This window comes from Chitiniphilus eburneus, assembly GCF_005048205.1.
GTDB lineage: Bacteria > Pseudomonadota > Gammaproteobacteria > Burkholderiales > Chitinibacteraceae > Chitiniphilus > Chitiniphilus eburneus.
This window is the reverse complement of the sequence record NZ_SUMF01000004.1, coordinates 77,395-90,409: the sequence shown is the minus strand read 5'-3', so window position 1 is coordinate 90,409 and position 13,015 is coordinate 77,395. Positions and strand designations below refer to the sequence as shown.

Sequence of the window (13,015 nt, the reverse complement as noted above, 5' to 3'; positions counted from 1 at the left end):
ATGCGATATCGAAAACTCGATGCCAATGGCGACTACTCGTTTGGCGCCGGCCAAGCCGACTTTTACCGTGACCAGCCCGAGGCGGTCGCTCAGGCCGTGCTGACCCGGCTGGAGTTGAACCAGGGGGAATGGTTCGTGGATACGAAAGAGGGCATGCCTTGGGCCACGGACGTGCTGGGCAAATACACGACGTCCAGTTACGACGCGGCGATTCAACGACGCATCCTCGGCACGCTGGGCGTGACCGAAATCACCGCATACCAGAGCGCGCTGGACAGCAACACAAGACGGCTCGTGGTCAGTGCGACCATCAGCACCCGCTACGGCGAAACCACCGTCACCAGGACCTTCTAAATGGCTTCGTCGACAGCCCCCACCATTGACGCCAACGGCATCACCGCGCCGACGTTCCCGGAAGTGCTCACGTGGCTCCAAGGGCAATATCGCTCGATCTACGGCAGCGACGTCTACCTGGAACCGGACGGCCAGGACGGACAATTTCTGGCCATCATCGCCAGGGCCATCAGTGACACCAATGCGGCGATCATCGCGGCGTACCAGTCGTATAGCCCATCAGCGGCGCAGGGCACGGCACTGTCCAGCAACGTGAAAATCAACGGCATCGCGCGGGATGCGCCGAGCGCCTCCACGGTTGACCTGGTGCTGGTCGGAGTAGCCGGAACGGTGATCACCAACGGTATTGCCGTGGACCAGAACAGCAACCGCTGGGCATTGCCAGCCAGCGTGGTCATCCCGCCTTCCGGCGAAGTCACGGCTACGGCAACGTGTACCCAGCTCGGCGCGGTCATGGCCTTGCCGAACACCATCAACAAGATCGGCACGCCGACGCTGGGATGGCAGACCGTGACCAATCCGGTGACTGCAACAGAGGGCGCGCCGGTCGAATCGGATGCAGCGCTGCGGCAACGGCAACGGGTATCTACCGCCATCCCATCGTTGACGGTGATGGAAGGCATCGTCGGGGCAGTAGCGTCGCTACCCGGAGTGCTGCGCTACGCCGGCTACGAGAACGACACCAGCGCGACTGACAGCAATGGCATCCCCTCACACTCGATCTCCCTGGTGGTGGAAGGCGGTGATGCTACCGCGATCGCTCAAGCCATCGCGCGCAAGAAGACGCCCGGCGCCGGCACCTACGGCACCACGGTGGAAACGGTGACCGATACCTACGGCCGGCCGATGCCGATCCGGTTTTTCCGGCCGACCGAGGATCACATCCAGGTGGAACTGACCATCAAGGCGCTGGCGGGATACACCACGGTCATCGGCAATGCCATCAAAGCGGCCATGGCCAATTACATCAACGACCTGACAATTGGCGGCGCTGTGCTACTGACCCGCCTTTATTTGCCAGCGAACCTCTATGGCACGGCGGAAAGCGCGACCTACGAAATCACCGTGCTCAAAATTGGCGTGAACGGCGGAGGCACTGGTACCGCCGACATCCCCATTGCGTTCAACCACGTTGCTGCCTGCCTGGTCAGCGACGTCGCTTTGACGGTGGTGACCTGAATGGCGAGCGCAGAGGATTACGTCGGCCTCATCGCCGGGGGACACAGGGGAAAGCCCAAGTTCACAGCAATGGTGGGGGTGGTGGCTGGCGCATTCGCGGACCAGAACAACGTCGCTGCCGAACTGGCGGAAGAGTTCGACCTTGATAACGCCATCGGCGCGCAGCTCGATGTCGTCGGCGAGTGGGTCGGCATTTCCAGGCGAGTGAATACGCTGCTCACTGGCGTGTACTTCAGCCTCGACACTGATGGTCTGGGCTTCGACCAAGGAGTGTGGAAAGGGCCGTTCGATCCGGATAGTGGCCTAACAGTGCTGGATGACGAAACGTATCGCCTGCTCATCCGGGCCAAGATCGGCGCCAACCACTGGGACGGGACCATGGAGGGCTCCAAGTCGATCCTGGACCTGATTTTCCAGGGCGACACCCACGTGTTCGTAGAGGACAACCAGGATATGACCATGACGGTCGGCGTCTCAGGAAAGCCGCCCTCGGCGTTGTTCCTGGCGCTACTCACCGGTGGCTACATCCCCATCAAACCCGAGGGGGTCCGCATCAATTATTACATCGTGACACCCAGCGATGGGCCGCTCTTTGGATTCGATCTCAACAACGAGTATGTCGCAGGCTTCGATACCGGAGTCTGGGGCGCTGTTTACGCATAGGGGGAGGGCTGATGCCTACCAATGATTTTCTGGTGTTTGGCGGGGATGCCGCTGCCAATGTGATGTCGCAGGCCGCATATGCTGGGCTGGCAGCGCGCACGGCTGGGTTCAGCGCCGGCACAGCGCAATCCGCTCAGCTCAACAAGGTCTGGCGGCAGGCATCGATCATGTCAGCGACATTGGCTCAGTACATCGCCGATCAAACTGGTAATGACGTTCTGGACAACGGAACGGTCTCGACGATCCTGGCCAGCCTGAAAGCAGCAACGGCGGTGACGGTGACCCCACCTCAATTCGACAACGACACGTCGGTGGCCACGACGGCGTTCGTCCAGCGGGCGCTGGGGAATTACGCCGGGAATCTCGCCCTCTCGACCAGTCAGACCCTGACCGCCGCGCACGCCGGACGGACTGTCAACGTGAGCGGCACCATTACGCTGACGCTACCCGCGTCCACCTCGGTCGGAGGTGGAGCGACCTACCAGATCAACAATGCTGGAGTTGGGGTCGTCACCGTACAGGCAGGGGGCGGTGACAGTCTGTACGCAGTTGGCAACGGCACGCCGCGCCAGCTCACGCTGGGCTCTGGCGATACGCTGACGGTGGTCTACGTCGGAGGGACGTCGTGGTATGCCTGGGGCGTCGGACAGTTGGCATTTAGTGCCGTATTCGCGTCGTCCAACCCTGGAATAACCGAGTATCAAAGATTGCCAGGTGGACTGATTGTGCAGTACGGCGCCGCGCAGGCGCTCGCGACCAACGAGACCCGAACGATTACGTTGCCAACCGCATATTTGACTGCGATGCGGTCGGTCGTATTGACGGGCGACGGGGCGCCATCGAGCGCCCGGGTGGCATCGCTGGGCCTGACCAGTTTCCAGATTCAAAACCAGGGTGCTGCGGCACAAAACGTTTACTGGGTAGCACTCGGGAGGTGACATGTTTTATTCCGCAGCAACGGGGGGCTTCTATGACCCCTCCATCCATGAGTCCATGCCAGCCGATGCGGTGGCCATCTCAGCCGCCGATCATGCCGCGCTGCTCGCCGGAAATTCCGCAGGGCTGCAAATCGTGTCCGACGAGAATGGCCAACCGATGCTGGCGCCACCATCAGCGCCATCGCTGGCCGCCCGGCGTAGCCAGGCGCTAGCCCTGCTGCCCGCCTGGGAAGCCGCCGAGCGTGCCGCCGGCATTGAGCACGCCGGCCGGCGCTGGCTGACTACCCCCGAAGCACTCCAGGACATCCGCGATGCCCTGCTCGCCGGCCTGGTGCCGGACGGGGTCTGGGTCGATGCCGCCCGCGAGGTGGTGCCGCTGTCGCTGGCCGAGCTACAGGCCCTGTGGGCCGCATGCGTGACGCGTGGCGCGGCGATCTACCAGCGCCGGCTGGTGATGGAAGTCGAGATAGAGACCATGGACGCCGAGCAACTGGCCGCGTTCGTGCCAGGCTGGCCGGCCTGATCCACTACACCCCAACTCAACCCGCCCACGTGGCGGGTTTTTTCATTTCAGGGAGTAACAAATGGCAGAACCCGTTGCGAGCACGTCAGCCTGGGCGTTGCTGGTGGGCATGCTGGGCATCACGGCGGTGTCGGGCGATCAGGCGGGCATCGTGCTGGGGGCATGGGCAGGTGCGATGGCATTCGTCACGGTGCGCACCGAGATGAGCCTGCGCGCCCGAGCCTGGCAGGGCGTGCTGTCCTGGCTACTCGGCATGATCGGCGCCAGCACCGCCGCCCGGGCCGTCGCCAAGATCACCGTGGGCGCGATCGAGCCGACCGAACCGGTCGGCGCCATCGTCGCGGCGGCACTGTCGCTGGTGCTGATCCGCAGCGCCATGAAATGGGCCGAACGAGGAGGGCAGAAGAATGCTGCTGCTGATCATTAACGCCGTGGCCTGCGCTGCCACCTGCCTGCGACTACTGACCTATCGCCGAGCCGGAGCCCGGCATCGCCCGCTATATGCCTGGCTGGCCTACGTCTTGATCGTGGCGACCGGCACCGTGGCATTGCGCACCCTGCTGGGGGTCTACCCCGCAGCGGTCGACCCTTCCGAGGTGGCGATCAACATCGTGCTGTGCATCGCCGTATTCGGCGTGCGCGGCAATGTCGCGGAACTGTTCCGCATCGGCTCCGTGGCCTGGGATGGAACGGAGCGTCGTAACAAAGGAGCGCCGCAGTGATGAACTTCGACCAAGCATTCGACCGGCTGATCGGCCACGAAGGCGGCTACGTCAATCACCCGTCCGACCCGGGCGGTGAAACCAACTGGGGCGTGACCAAGCGTGTGGCCATGGAGAACGGCTACACCGGCCCGATGAAGGCACTAAGCCGCGACCAAGCCAAGCGCATCTATCAGACCGCGTACTGGGGCAAGGCCAAGTGCGAGCGCCTGCCGGGCGCCATCGCTTTCCAGTTGTTCGACGCCGCGGTCAACCACGGCATCGCCAACGGCACGCGCTTCCTGCAACGCGCGGCGGGCGTAGCCGACGATGGGGTGATTGGCCCCAAAACGCTGGCCGCTGTCTCGTCTGCGGATATCGCCGATGTGCTGCTCGCGTTCAATGCCGAGCGGCTGGCGTTCTACACCCAGCTCTCCACGTTTTCGACCTTCGGCAAAGGCTGGGTGAATCGAGTCGCAGGCAATCTGCGGTATGCGGTGGAGGATGCGTGATGGACTGGAAACAAATCATCGGGACGGTAGCGCCGTGGCTGGGGACGGCGCTGGGCGGCCCCCTGGGCGGACTGGCGGTGTCGGCTGTGGCCGATGCGCTGGGTCTCTCTGACCGAACGGAAGACGCGATCAAGCAAGCTATCAGCGGCGCCACGCCGGAACAGATGCTGGCGATCAAATCGGCGGACCAGCAATTCGCGGCGAGGATGCAGGAGCTGGGTTTTGCCAACCAGCAGGCGCTGGCCAAGATTGCGGCGGACGACCGCGATAGTGCCAGGCGGATGGCGATTGCCGACGGTGGTCGCACGCAGCGCAACCTGGCCTATGTGATCGTCGGTGCTGCGCTGGTGTGCGGGGCAGGGATTTTGTTTGCCCAGGTACAGGCCGACTCTACCTTGGCCGGCGTGGTGATCGGCTATCTGTTCAATGAGGCAGGAGCGGCCAGCGCGTTCTTTTTCGGCGAGGCAAAGAATCGGTTCTGGGTCAAAACTGAGTGAGCCTTTGGGCGACACTTCAATGGTTTATTAGCTCCCGATGCAAACCAAATTCAAGGCAGGTATTGTTCAGATCTGTAGCGGCGGAGTAGGTATCTGCCTCTTCCCATCGAAGCTTGACCACTAGCTGATCATCTTCGAGGTGAAGCTGTTCGAAAGACCGCCCTGTAGCCAAGCTTGCCCAGTGTGAAATGGCGCGCAGGGCGTCTGTGCTGGCGCGTTGGGGGCTCATGAAGGCCATGAGTGAGTCGAGTGAATGGGTAAACCCGTAAGTTGCTTCCATCACGATACCCTTAGGCAGATGTTTTCTTACCGCATCGTATACCTCAGGGGGGGCTTGGGTGAACGAAAGCCATATCAGATTGATGTGCCGGATTTTGTGCGGCACGTAGGCGGAAACAGGTGAGGTTTATGCTCCAATAGGCGTACTACGCACGTGGCAAGATGCGCTAAGCTATTGATTAATAAGTGTTTATTCTGGATTTTCCTTGCATGGGGTGCAAGGGGTCGCGAGTTCGAATCCCGCCGCTCCGACCAGATAAAACAAGGGGTCAGCTTTTGCTGACCCCTTGTTCGTTTCCGCTGACTTTAAGTCCTTCTACATCTTACCCACAACACGCTTTTGGAAGGGCGCAGGCCGCCTCACGTCGCTTGAGGCCACTCTCGGTATATCGAGGAGGCCGTACGAGCGGCGCCAACGATGATCTGGTCGATATCATCTCCAAGCTTCCTGGTGTTGATCATGGCTTGGGTGTGCGGTGCCCTGTGCCATAGCCCGCAAATATCGCTGTGTCATGCACTCCAGCGTTGTCGTGCCATCCCCGCTGTGTAACTCCCAATAGGCAAAAAAAAAGCCCGGCCAAAGGCCGGGCAAGCGCTTCCTGATCGGTCAGAGTCAGGTGCATGGGTCAGTCTGGGCTTGCCGGCGGCACGGCCAAGTCGAGCGGCGAATCACTCGTTTGCCCCGGCTGCCACCGGCATCCGCTTCGCTGTTGCGGGAGCGTTTTATTGCAAGGTGGTCGAAATTGCGTTCGTCGTGCAGACCAGCGAGCCCGAGGGCGAGTAGATGTTCATCCAGCGCACGTAGTTGCCCACCCAGCCGCCATTCGAGAAGCCGAAGCTCGAGGGGACGCCCCCCGCGTACTGGTTGCTTGCATCCGTGACGCCGTTCTTGGTGCCGGACCAATAACCCACAGCGCCGGACGGTAGATTGCTGCCGCTGACGGTGTAGCTGTAGCTGGCATTGCGGGCGACCACGCTGGGACCGCTGAGCGAGCACGTCGGGACCGGGGCCTGATAGGTCACGGTGGCGTTGTTGGTGGTGCAGACCGTATTACCCTGGGCATCCCGGATTTGCGCGTAACGAACGTAAATACCTTGCATGCCTGCGCTGTTCACGTAGGTATTGCTGCCAGGGGCGGGGATCGACTCGGCGCCGTTTGCATCCTGGATGCCATTTTTGGTGCCATACCAATAGCCTCGGGCGCCTGTCGGCAGGTAGTTACCGGAAATGGTGAAGACCATGGAATCCCCCGAGGAGACGTTGGTCTTGGAGGCCGCCAGGCTGCAACTCACGACCGGGGCCTGGTAGGTGAGGGTGACGTTGCCGGTGGTGCAGATCGTCTGCCCTTGGGCATTGCGGATTTGTGCGTAGCGCACGTAGGTGCCCTGCATGCCGGCGCTGTTGACGAGGCTGCTGCTGCCCGGTGCCGCAATGGACTCGCTGCCGCTGGCATCCTGAGCACCGTTCTTGGTGCCGTACCAGTAAGCCCGTGCGCCGGAGGGCAAGCCGGTGCCGGCGACTGTCAAGGTGGTGGAGGCGCCGGTGGCCACGGTGGTGCTGGTGGCGGAAAGGCCGCAGGTCGGGGCGGCCGGGTAGCGTTGGTTCAGCAACGCCATGGCGGCACCCAGGTTCAACACACCGGTGCCGCAGCCGAGGGTGGCGCAACTGCTACCACTGGGGAAAGGGCGGGCGGTGGTCTTGAGGATCTCGACCGCTTCGGCCGCGCCGAGCTGCGGACGATAGGAGAACATCAGCGCCAGCGCGCCGGACACCAGGGGCGCAGCGAAGCTGGTACCTCTGAGCCCGCCACGTTCCAGCGAACCAATGGCCGCCTCGTAGGTTGCCAGGTACTGCGTGGCGCCGCTGGCGGGCTTGAAGGCGGTGGTGCTGTGGATTCCCGCCGTCGGCGCGCTGAGGGTCACGCCTTGGCCGAAGCTGGAGATATCGGTGGCCCGGTCGCCGGTGTAGGGGTTGCTGCCGCCCACCACCACGACGCCCTTGCAGTTGGCGGGCATGTATTCCTTCACATCCTGATCGAAGTAATTGCCTGCGGCCACCACCACCACGGCACCGGTCTGGTTGGCGGCGTCGATGGCATCCTGGTACTCGTCGCTGCAACCGATCTCGCCGGAGCGGTTCGGCACGGCATCATCGCCGCCCAGGCTGAGGTTGAGGATTCTCGCGGGATTGGGGTTGATGGGCAGTGCGACCCCATTGACGGTCACCGGCAGGCCGACGGCCCAGCGGATTGCCTGCGCCGCGGTGTTGGGCGCGAAGTCGCCGGCCTTGGCGACCCGGATCGGCAACAGGCGGGCGGAAGGGTTGAGCCCGGTGATGCCGGTCTGGTTGCTGGCGGCTAGGATGACCCCGGCGACCTTGGTGCCATGCCAGATCTTGTCGCTCGACAGCGACGACTGGAAGTCGGTGTCCAGGCCGCCCGCCACCGGCACGTTGCCGCTCATGACGTAGTAGCGATAGCTCTTGCCATCCGGGCCGGTCAGGAACTGATACTGCGCCGTGCCCTGATTGGCCAGGTCGTAGCCCGGAAGCACGCGGTTTTCGAATTCGGGATGCGGCAGGTAGCCCGAGTCAATGACGGCGACGGTGACCGGCTGGCCCTGGAAATGGTAATCCCATCCGGCGTAGGCATTGATCCCACCCGGCTGGCTGCCCAGGTAGAGATCCATATAGCTCAGACCGGGGTCGGTGGGTGTCAGGGCCTGTGCGGCACCGAGCACCAACGCCGTGCCGAGGGCAAGAATTCTTGCTGCAAATAGGGGTTTTGGCGACTGCATTGCTCATCTCTCTGTGGTTTGTCTGATTTTTTTGCTTACAAAAAAGCAAGAAATTGTAGAGTGAGCAGAACGGTGCAGTCAATAATCTTTCTTGTATCTTTCTTTTTGTTTTTGAATTAATAAAGTTATACAAGGCCGGATGGGTGATCATTGCCATGTGAGCCCACTTGCCGCCGCAGTCGTTATCGACTTCAGCTAGCCCAGCCATCACGGGGAAATTGCTTCGATCATCGGTGAGCCAGGGCCGCGTGTTGAACTGGCCCCGCATCCATCGCTTCGACTCGATCGCCAACAGGTGGCGGCAGCCCGGAGTTGTGCCATTCAGCCCGCGGGGGGCTGCCCGGTGTTGACTGCCAATTGGGCTGCGAAAGCCCGCTGATAGGCGGCCCGGGCTTCACCGCGCGCGACATAGGCCGCCAGGTTCGGAAATCTGTTCAGCGTGCCCGATGGCTTCAGCCGGAGCAGCACGGACACCATCATCAGGTCACCCGCGCTAAACGTACCGTCGAGCCATTCGGCTTCGTCCAGGCGAATGGAAAGCCGGCTCAACGGACGACATACGCGATCCTCCACCAGGGTCAGACGTTCCTCATACCAGGGTTTGTCGCCTTCCAGCAGTCGCGCGTTGGCGAATTCGAGGATGGGCGGCTCCACCGTGTTGAGTGCCGCGAACATCCAGGTAATCGCATGCGCGCGGGCATTGGCATCGCCGGGTAACAGACCTGCATATCGTTCAGCAATATGAAAAACGATGCCCCCGGTCTCGAACAGCACGAGATCGCCTTCTTCATATGTTGGAATCTGGCCAAAAGGATGCAGCGCAAGATGTGCGGCTTCCTTCATGGCGCGGAACGATACGAGACGCACCTCATAGGACTGGCCCACTTCTTCAAGCGCCCAGCGGACGCGTGTATCGCGTGCCAGCCCCTTGCCGCCATCGGGGGACCGTTCAAACGCGGTAATGATGATGGACATCCGGATGCTCCTTTTGTCATGGATTCACGGCAATGCCAGACCTGCCGCCGGTGAGCAGGCGTGGCATGAAGCCGGGATTGGGCCGCCGAGTGGGACGGCCTTGCTACCCGGTAGCCGTGTGCGGTCGCGCGACCACGGTGTTTATCTCTTATGCGCTAGCATGGGCGCGCGAGCCTTCGACTCTGGCCACATCGGTGGGCATGACTTCACCCCAGCCCTAGCGTATCCGCTACCAGCCCTTCGCTGGCGCTGGGGTGATCGCCTCCTGCTCGCCACGCCCGCTCCAGCAGCAGCCCGGTGGCTTCCTGTGCGCTGAAAGCGCCGTATTGCTGATGCCGCGTGCCCAGTCGCGCCGCGCACCAGGCACTGGCGATCGCGGCAGGGGCGTGCCGCAGTAGCTGGCTGGCGGTGGCCAGCAATACCAGCAGCTCGCTGACGATGCGCATGGTGGCGGGTTCGGCGCCGTGCAACAGCGTTGCCAGGTAACCCAGCGTCGCGTCGTAGTGGCGATCCTGTCCGCGCGCCGCGCCCAATTCGGCATGCAGTGCGACAAGCGTGGCGGGGTCGTGTCCCAGCGCACGCAGCACGTCCAGCGCCATGATGTTGCCGGCGCCTTCCCAGATGCTGTTCACCGGCATTTCGCGGTACAGGCGGGGGAGATCGCTTTCCTCGATGTAGCCGTTGCCACCCAGCACTTCCATGGCTTCGGCGATAAACCCTGGGCCACGTTTGCAGAGCAGGTATTTGGCGGCCGGCGTCAGGGCGCGGGCGAGCGCAAACTCCTGGGGATCGTGGTCGCGATCCCACGCTGCGGCCAGACGTAGCGACAGGGCGGTCGCACCTTCGAGTTCCAGGGCCAGGTCCGCCAGTACCGCGCGCATCAGGGGTTGTTCGATCAAGGGCCGGCCGAAGGCTTGGCGTTGCCGGGCGTGGTGCATGGTCAGTGTCAGTGCACGGCGCATCAGGCCGATGCTGCCCAGCGCGCAGTCGAGCCGGGTACGATTGGCGATGCTGGCGAGCAGCCGTGCGCCGTGTCCTTCCTCGCCGACCAGCCAGCCCAGGGCGTCGTCGAATTCCACTTCGGCGCTGGCGTTGCCGCGATTGCCGAGCTTGTTCTTCAGCCGTTCGACGCGCACCGCGTTGCGGCTGCCATCGGGCAGCAGGCGCGGTAGCAGGAAGCAGGACAAACCACCATCCGCTTGTGCCACCACCACGTGTGCATCGCTTTGCGGCACCGAGAAGAACCATTTATGTCCGGTGATGCGATACGGCTGGCCTGGCCCGCTGCCATGGTCCGGCCGTGCGCGCGTGGTGTTGGCCCGCAGATCCGAACCGCCCTGTTTTTCGGTTGCGCCCATGCCGAGCAGCAATCCGTCCTTGAGGCCCGGTGGCAGTGGGCGGGGGTCGTATTGCATAGAGAACAACGCGGGATACCAGGCCCCGATCGGCAGGCTGTCCACATGGTCTTGCAGGATGGGGATCGCGGCGTGGGTCATGGTGACCGGGCACAGGCTGGCCGCATCCACTTGGGCGTGCAGCAGGAAGCGCGCCGCGCGGGCGACCGTGGCTCCGGCCGCGGGCTGCGCCCAGGGGCTGTTGTGCAGGCCGCTTTGGGTGACTTCCGTCATCAGCGCGTGCCACGACAGGTCGAACTGCACATCGTCGATGCGTTGCCCGTGCGCGTCGTAGCGGTGCAGTTCCGGTGGGTTCAGCTCGGCCTGCCGCGCCAGTTCGAATGGCAGCGGCTGCCCCAGCCGTTCGCCCAGCGCGACCAGATCGTCATGGGCCCAGCTCGCGCCATTGCGGGCCAGCGCCTCGACCAGCGGGGTGTCGGTCAGGAACAGGTTGCAGACGGGCAGCGGGCCGGCCTGGTTGAAGACGGTGTGGGTGGCCATGGGTATCCTCCATGGCCTTGATGATGGTTGTTGTGCGGGATTTCGCCAGCCGGGCGGGCGGATGGTCGCTGGCGCCATCCCCGCCGTACGAGATCATTCCTCCGGCGTGCCGGTCTCCGGTTCCACGCGGTTGGCCAGATAATGCGCGCGGCGCGCGTCCTTTTCGGCACGTTTGGCCGCACGGGCGGCGGCCAGCTCGGCCTCCTTTTCGGCACGTGCCGCCTGGGCCGCCGCGGCGGCGGCTTTCTGCTCGGCCTTGATCGCCTCGCGCTGGGCCGCCTTGGCGGCCTCCAGCGCGGCGACTTCTTCGCGACTCAGGCCGGGGCCGGTTTTTTCGAACCAGGCGATCGATTCCACATGCGCGGTATGCGGGAACATGTTGATCACGCCCGCGGCCTTCAGGCTGTAGCCCTTTACGTTGACCAGCACGTTGGCGTCGCGCGCCAGGGTGGAGGGGCTACAGGATACGTAGACGATACGTTGCGGGCCGTGCTCGGGGCTGATCGACTTCACCAGTTCCATCGCGCCGTCGCGCGGCGGGTCTATCAGCATCTTGTCGAAGCGACCCAGCTTGTCCAGCCATTCCTCGGTCATCTCGAACAGGTTGGCCACGGCAAAGTCGGTCAGATGCGACAGGTTGTTGTGCCGCGCCCCTTCGAACGCGCGCTCCACCAATTGCGGGCTGCCTTCCATGCCCAGCACCCTGGCGCCGCGACGTGCGATCGGCAGGGTGAAGTTGCCCAGGCCGCAGAACATGTCGGCGATGGTCTCGCCGGGCTGCGGGTCGAGCAGGGCCATGGCGCGTTCCACCATCACGCGGTTGACCGCGTGGTTCACCTGGGTGAATTCGGTGGGCTTGAACGGCATGTCGATGGCGAACTCGGGCATGTCGTAGGTCAGCGCCGGCGCATCCAGCGGGTAGAGCGGGTAAGCGGTGTCCGGGCCTTTGGGCTGTAGCCAGATCTGTACGTTCCAGGTGTCGGCATAGGCTTTGAAATGCGCTTCGTCTTCGGCGCTGATCGGATCCATGTTGCGGAATACCAGCACGGTCACTCGCGCGCCGACGGCCACTTCGATCTGTGGCATGCGGGTGGCGATCGACAGCTTGGCCACCAGTTCGCGCAACGCCGGCAATTGTTTCGCCACGTGCGGCACCAACACGTGGCATTCGGTCATGTCGGCAATGTAGCTGGAGCGTTTTTCGTGAAAGCCCACCAGCACACCGCCCTTTTTGGGCACCAGCCGCACCGATAGTCGCGCACGATGGCGGTAGCCCCACGGGGCGCCGTAGATCGCGGGCAACATCATTTCTGGCTTTACGTTGCCGATGCGGGCGAGGTTGTCTTCCAGTACCCGCTGCTTGGCGGCCACCTGGCCGTTGAACTCCATGTGCTGCATCGAGCAGCCGCCGCACACGCCGAAGTGCGGGCAGCGTGGCGTGGTGCGCAGATGGCTTTCGACCACGATCTGCTGTACCTGTGCATTCTCGAAGCTGGGCTTCTTGCGGTAGGTGTTATAGGTCACCTGCTCGAAGGGCAGCGCGCCGTCGATGAAGATGGTCTTGCCGTCTACGTGGGCGACGCCGTGACCTTCGTGGTCCAGCGATTCGATGTGGGCGATGCGGGTCATGGCCGGGGCGTGGATCTGGGAAACCGCGCATTATACCGGGCGGCGCGCACGTGCCGCCGCTGTTCGGATGCAAC

The 13,015-nt window shown here is 63.2% G+C and carries 14 protein-coding genes; 9 read left to right on the top strand and 5 right to left on the bottom strand.

All coding sequences use genetic code 11. The annotated features are described in order from the left end of the window. The 9 genes from FAZ21_RS06545 to FAZ21_RS06505 all read left to right on the top strand — a co-directional run bounded on the left by FAZ21_RS06545 (window position 1) and on the right by FAZ21_RS06505 (window position 5,367). Window positions 1–354 (top strand): contractile injection system sheath initiator, encoded by a 354-nt coding sequence (locus tag FAZ21_RS06545; RefSeq protein WP_136772483.1) that lies wholly within the window; start codon window positions 1–3, stop codon window positions 352–354. After that, a complete protein-coding gene (locus tag FAZ21_RS06540) occupies window positions 355–1,533 on the top strand; it encodes a baseplate J/gp47 family protein (protein ID WP_136772482.1) in 1,179 nt (392 codons plus the stop codon). It begins immediately after the preceding gene. Further along, a complete protein-coding gene (locus FAZ21_RS06535) occupies window positions 1,534–2,196 on the top strand; it encodes a DUF2612 domain-containing protein (RefSeq protein ID WP_136772481.1) in 663 nt (220 codons plus the stop codon). Window positions 2,197–2,207: 11 nt separating this feature from the next. Beyond that, window positions 2,208–3,134, top strand: a complete 927-nt coding sequence (locus FAZ21_RS06530) for a gp53-like domain-containing protein (protein WP_136772480.1) — start codon at window positions 2,208–2,210, stop codon at window positions 3,132–3,134. A gap of 1 nt (window position 3,135) precedes the next feature. Then, on the top strand, window positions 3,136–3,657 hold the full coding sequence (locus tag FAZ21_RS06525) for a DUF4376 domain-containing protein (RefSeq protein ID WP_246038514.1): 522 nt from the start codon (window positions 3,136–3,138) through the stop codon (window positions 3,655–3,657). Window positions 3,658–3,718: 61 nt separating this feature from the next. Beyond that, entirely contained in the window at window positions 3,719–4,084 is a 366-nt protein-coding gene (locus FAZ21_RS06520; protein WP_136772479.1) for a putative holin, read from the top strand. Continuing rightward, complete coding sequence (locus FAZ21_RS06515) at window positions 4,065–4,379, top strand: phage holin family protein (protein ID WP_136772478.1); 315 nt, start codon at window positions 4,065–4,067, stop codon at window positions 4,377–4,379. The genes FAZ21_RS06520 and FAZ21_RS06515 overlap by 20 nt, the downstream gene beginning before the upstream one ends. Further along, complete coding sequence (locus FAZ21_RS06510; protein ID WP_136772477.1) at window positions 4,379–4,870, top strand: glycoside hydrolase family 108 protein; 492 nt, start codon at window positions 4,379–4,381, stop codon at window positions 4,868–4,870. The genes FAZ21_RS06515 and FAZ21_RS06510 overlap by 1 nt, the downstream gene beginning before the upstream one ends. Then, window positions 4,870–5,367 (top strand): hypothetical protein, encoded by a 498-nt coding sequence (locus FAZ21_RS06505; RefSeq protein ID WP_136772476.1) that lies wholly within the window; start codon window positions 4,870–4,872, stop codon window positions 5,365–5,367. Before FAZ21_RS06510 ends, FAZ21_RS06505 begins: the two co-directional genes overlap by 1 nt. 16 nt (window positions 5,368–5,383) lie before the next feature. On the opposite strand, the gene FAZ21_RS06500 is transcribed toward FAZ21_RS06505, so the two are convergent. The 5 genes from FAZ21_RS06500 to rlmD all read right to left on the bottom strand — a co-directional run bounded on the left by FAZ21_RS06500 (window position 5,384) and on the right by rlmD (window position 12,941). Beyond that, entirely contained in the window at window positions 5,384–5,647 is a 264-nt protein-coding gene (locus FAZ21_RS06500) for a hypothetical protein (protein WP_136772475.1), read from the bottom strand. A gap of 722 nt (window positions 5,648–6,369) precedes the next feature. Beyond that, entirely contained in the window at window positions 6,370–8,442 is a 2,073-nt protein-coding gene (locus FAZ21_RS06495) for a S8 family serine peptidase (RefSeq protein ID WP_136772474.1), read from the bottom strand. 321 nt (window positions 8,443–8,763) lie between these two features. Continuing rightward, the gene (locus FAZ21_RS06490) at window positions 8,764–9,417 is read right to left on the bottom strand and encodes a glutathione S-transferase family protein (protein ID WP_136772473.1); all 654 of its coding nucleotides are present in this window, start codon (window positions 9,415–9,417) and stop codon (window positions 8,764–8,766) included. Window positions 9,418–9,623: 206 nt separating this feature from the next. After that, window positions 9,624–11,312, bottom strand: coding sequence for an isovaleryl-CoA dehydrogenase (locus FAZ21_RS06485; protein ID WP_136772472.1), 1,689 nt, complete (start codon window positions 11,310–11,312; stop codon window positions 9,624–9,626). 93 nt (window positions 11,313–11,405) lie between these two features. Continuing rightward, window positions 11,406–12,941, bottom strand: coding sequence for a 23S rRNA (uracil(1939)-C(5))-methyltransferase RlmD (gene rlmD, locus FAZ21_RS06480; RefSeq protein ID WP_136772471.1), 1,536 nt, complete (start codon window positions 12,939–12,941; stop codon window positions 11,406–11,408). Window positions 12,942–13,015 lie beyond the last annotated feature (74 nt).

Excerpts from the sequence above, each read along its gene's own strand:
- rlmD (WP_136772471.1), bottom strand. The coding sequence starts at position 12,941 with ATGACCCGCATCGCCCACATCGAATCGCTGGACCACGAAGGTCACGGC.
- FAZ21_RS06515 (WP_136772478.1), top strand. The coding sequence starts at position 4,065 with ATGCTGCTGCTGATCATTAACGCCGTGGCCTGCGCTGCCACCTGCCTG.
- FAZ21_RS06495 (WP_136772474.1), bottom strand. The coding sequence starts at position 8,442 with ATGCAGTCGCCAAAACCCCTATTTGCAGCAAGAATTCTTGCCCTCGGC.
- FAZ21_RS06510 (WP_136772477.1), top strand. The coding sequence starts at position 4,379 with ATGAACTTCGACCAAGCATTCGACCGGCTGATCGGCCACGAAGGCGGC.
- FAZ21_RS06505 (WP_136772476.1), top strand. The coding sequence starts at position 4,870 with ATGGACTGGAAACAAATCATCGGGACGGTAGCGCCGTGGCTGGGGACG.
- FAZ21_RS06530 (WP_136772480.1), top strand. The coding sequence starts at position 2,208 with ATGCCTACCAATGATTTTCTGGTGTTTGGCGGGGATGCCGCTGCCAAT.
- FAZ21_RS06500 (WP_136772475.1), bottom strand. The coding sequence starts at position 5,647 with ATGGAAGCAACTTACGGGTTTACCCATTCACTCGACTCACTCATGGCC.
- FAZ21_RS06525 (WP_246038514.1), top strand. The coding sequence starts at position 3,136 with ATGTTTTATTCCGCAGCAACGGGGGGCTTCTATGACCCCTCCATCCAT.
- FAZ21_RS06490 (WP_136772473.1), bottom strand. The coding sequence starts at position 9,417 with ATGTCCATCATCATTACCGCGTTTGAACGGTCCCCCGATGGCGGCAAG.
- FAZ21_RS06520 (WP_136772479.1), top strand. The coding sequence starts at position 3,719 with ATGGCAGAACCCGTTGCGAGCACGTCAGCCTGGGCGTTGCTGGTGGGC.
- FAZ21_RS06545 (WP_136772483.1), top strand. The coding sequence starts at position 1 with ATGCGATATCGAAAACTCGATGCCAATGGCGACTACTCGTTTGGCGCC.
- FAZ21_RS06485 (WP_136772472.1), bottom strand. The coding sequence starts at position 11,312 with ATGGCCACCCACACCGTCTTCAACCAGGCCGGCCCGCTGCCCGTCTGC.
- FAZ21_RS06535 (WP_136772481.1), top strand. The coding sequence starts at position 1,534 with ATGGCGAGCGCAGAGGATTACGTCGGCCTCATCGCCGGGGGACACAGG.
- FAZ21_RS06540 (WP_136772482.1), top strand. The coding sequence starts at position 355 with ATGGCTTCGTCGACAGCCCCCACCATTGACGCCAACGGCATCACCGCG.